General features: G+C 56.9%; 2 protein-coding genes. Both read left to right on the forward strand.

The window, feature by feature from the left end:
* The coding region (locus V3O24_RS00140) for a hypothetical protein (protein WP_331305571.1) at positions 1-2,142 on the forward strand (2,142 nt) is incomplete at its 5' end.
* 27 nt (positions 2,143-2,169) lie between these two features.
* Positions 2,170-3,231: a hypothetical protein gene (locus V3O24_RS00145; RefSeq protein ID WP_331305572.1), complete on the forward strand. Its 1,062-nt coding sequence runs from the start codon at positions 2,170-2,172 to the stop codon at positions 3,229-3,231.
* Positions 3,232-3,647: the final 416 nt, after the last annotated feature.

A 3,647-nucleotide genomic window follows, 5' to 3' on the forward strand; every position in this document is an offset into this window, starting at 1 on the left:
GTTGACGGCGGCCAGGCTAATATCAAGACCCTGCCGCGTAACGCCCTGACCACTTTCGGTCAAGCAGGCAAAACAATCACCGCCACGTTGGGCGATACGGCCCGGACCGCCATCATCAAAGTAGTGCCGACTCTTGTATCCCTTGCCGTGTCTACCGTGGACGGGGCGGTTGCGGCGACCGCGACGATAGGAAACACCTCGGATTATGCAGTCAATTACGCCGATGGCAACATCACAGTGACCGCTACGACCAGCCCTCAGGAACAAGCCGCATGGGCCTATATCGTTTGGACCGGCGACGGCGTTGACGGCGGCCAAGCTAATATCAAGACCCTAACCCGCAATACCCTGACTCCGTTCGGACAAGCCGGGCGTTCGCTTACGGCCACAGTAAACGGGGCGGCTCTGATCGCCCGAATCAAGGTAGTCCCAACACTGAATGCCTTGACAATACCTGTGTACGGCTTTGCCACCGGGGTCGGGCAACAATGGTATAGCTACCAATTGAACAGCCCGAACACCTTCAATATTTCCGATGCGAACCCGAAAGCCGTTGCCCAGGCGGCAACCACGCCGGACACTGCGGCGGCCTGGGCCTATATCGTTTGGACCGACGACGGCAATCTCAATCAGGTCGAAGCCGGCAGCCAAGCGCGTCTGCGCACCGTGCGGCTGAACGCCGCGAACACGGTAAACCTGACCGCAACCATCGGAGCACAACAACTCCAGGCCCAACTCGCTATTCGCGCGCCCCAACAATGGCCCGGCAACGGCGCGCAACTGGCGCTGAACAACATCACCTTCAGCGGCGGCCGCGCCGTTACGATCGATTATGAGACAGGCTCCACGCTGGCGAATCTAAGGTATTCCGGGCATTTTCCACGGACTTGGTATCGCGCCAACCCCGGTACCGCCCAGCAATATCCGCAAGCCGTCCTGTATCAGCCGCCCCAAACCTATACCCGGAATACCCCGGTCGGTATTGCCGCGCAAATCGGCATCACCCAAGCCCCGAATGCGGACGCTAACAATACGCCGATCCGGGCCACCGCTTTTTTTCGCCGACCGGGCGGCAACGCCAGCCAGCTAAGTTGGCAACAAAACGTCGACATTCCGGCTGCCGGAGGCGGTCCTGTCGTTTTTCCGGCCACCAACAGCGCCAATTTGCCCGATGTCGTTTTACATGAAGACCAACTGTTGGTCTTTTGGGAATTCCGCATCGGCGTCGGAAACTGGGTTTTGTTCGACGTCAGCGAACACAGCGCCTATGTGACGCTGGCGGATCCCATTGCGACCGAGCGGAACACGCTTAACGATCCCGCTGCCGCCGGAACCGCGTATACCCTTTGGAGCATGCTTGATATTTCCTGCGCCGCCGGAAAAGAAACCAACGACGACGCCGGAGCGGCAATCGGAATTTACACCGCCTTCCAGCCCAGTGACCCGAACAACAAGCTCAGGCGCAAGCACGACAACGTCACATTCAAATACTGGAACCCGCGTCCGGGATTGGCGCAGCATTTGACTGCCCGAACCGGCGGCGTAGTCGATCCGCACTTGGTTATCGCCAGCGGCAGCGGTTCCTGCCTGTCCTTTGCGCAAATGTTGATGTCGATGTTCGGTATCCACGGCATTGCCGGAGCGCGGCTGGTTGAGGTGGAGTCAAACCCAGCCGTATCGCCGGAAGCCGTCCGGTTCCTGGTGCGCAACTGGGACTTCAACCAACCGCCGCCGCCCAGCGGCACCGCCTATACCCATAACAAACGCAATGACGGCACGGCGCCGAATCCCCCCGCCGGTTGGGCGACATGGACCGCCGGAGCCGGACAGAACAGCCCTAACCCGCCGCCGGCCTTTATAAATCATTTCATTGTCCGGCTTGAACAGATTGGACTTGATTTATTCTTTGACCCTTCCTACGGTTCCGTCCCAGTTGGAAACTGGCAGGCATGGGTAAACATATCGATAGCGGGGCTGGAGCGAAGCAGTATGCGTCAACCTCCGACCAAGTGGTATCACTTCGGTACTGCTCCGGCTCCGGTGCCGCAAACTAACGCCGGGTTCGTTAAACAAAACCCTAACCTGGCTCCTGACAATCTGGTCAAGCTGCGTTACGCTTCCGACAATACAGCTATTAATTAATACAACTTCAGGTATCGGAGAAACTCCATGGTAGATCAAAAAGTTATAATTTCAGACTTGGTGAGCCTAGAGGTCACCGGAATGTTGCGGCTGGTTGGCGGCGCGACAGGAATAGCGCTTTATATGTCGAAAACCGGCGATGGGACGTCAGAGATCAGCGAAGTCAACGGCATGCCCTACGAAACAACACTGAGTCCCACGTCTAACCGGAAGATTGAAGGATTCACCCTCGACGCCGCCTCGTCCTGGCCCACTATCATCATACCGCAGTGGCTGCCTACAGCGCCGGACTGGGCCGTGACCGTGGCGGCCGACAACAGCACAGCCGCCGCTATCCTGGCTTTCGGCGGCGCCGATAACGCCCTTCTGATTGGTTCCGCCGAAGACGGGACGCTGGACATTCCAAATATTCTGGAAGATACGGATTACAGCAATCCGCGCTTTCTACGCGGTACGGTTCCGGCTTCCGCGGCTCAAGCCTACACGTCCGCCATTGCGAACGGCGAGACGCTGATGCTGTTCCCGCCTGCATCGGTTAAACAGCCGGCAAAAGGCGTCAAGCTGGTTTCAGCTCTTTCGGGCGTTGTGTTTCAGGACGCGTCAAGCGATAGTGCATTGTGGCTCGTCTACCAGCAGGGCGGCAAAGAATCGGCGATTCTGTCCCCGACTGGCGCGGTGTTGGGGTCAGTCAAACTAAGCTCATTCGACAAGTCGCTGAAGACCGCCGGTCATGCCGTGTCAATCATCGACGATCCGGTTATTTCGGAATTCGATGTGGATATCCGGGACGGTCTCTATTTCCTGCTGGCGGCAACCGATAGCATACCGCAGCTCGTCCTGTTCGACACCAATGGCGCAACGACGAAACTCGACTGGCCTGCGAACGGTCTCGGCGAGGGTCACTGGATAGCCGGCCCCACCGTTCTTGCCGCTCCTGCATTATCGCCCGACGAAGCCTTCAGCAATAACCAAGGACAAACACCCGAGTTTTTGTTCGCCTTTATAGAAATGTCCGATAAAGGGCCGCTGGGCATCCGCTTGGGCGCCATCACGGTTCCACCAACGGACAATCCCGCCGCGGCAGGCTAAAAAGCAGCATTAAGATGTTACGCGGTCTTTATTTGTTGCCGAGAAGCAAATATCTGTCCATGCCGTCGAAAAGAAAATAAGCAAAGACCAATCCGCTCCCAGCGGATTGGAACGCCAAAGGCGCACGAAGTGCGAACGCCTGGAAGGCGCGAGTCAACAGGCGGCCCGGTTGCCGCTTGAATCACTCGGCACATGCAAATCGGCTATCCTGCCGACTTGCCCCGCGAAAGCTCCGGTACTCGGCGCGGCAAACGGGAGAAATACCAGCCGTGCGTAACATCAGTTATATTATTTGTTAGGATCGTGCATAAATTAATTTAGGCAATTACCATGAAGAGCATGAAGGACATGAAGACTTAAACCTTTCATGCCGCTTCATGTCCTTCATGGTTAAAAAATGAAAAATAAAACTTGCT

The sequence above is a fragment of the Methylobacter sp. Wu8 genome (assembly GCF_036440755.1).
In the GTDB taxonomy this organism is placed as follows: Bacteria; Pseudomonadota; Gammaproteobacteria; order Methylococcales; family Methylomonadaceae; genus Methylobacter_A; species Methylobacter_A tundripaludum_A.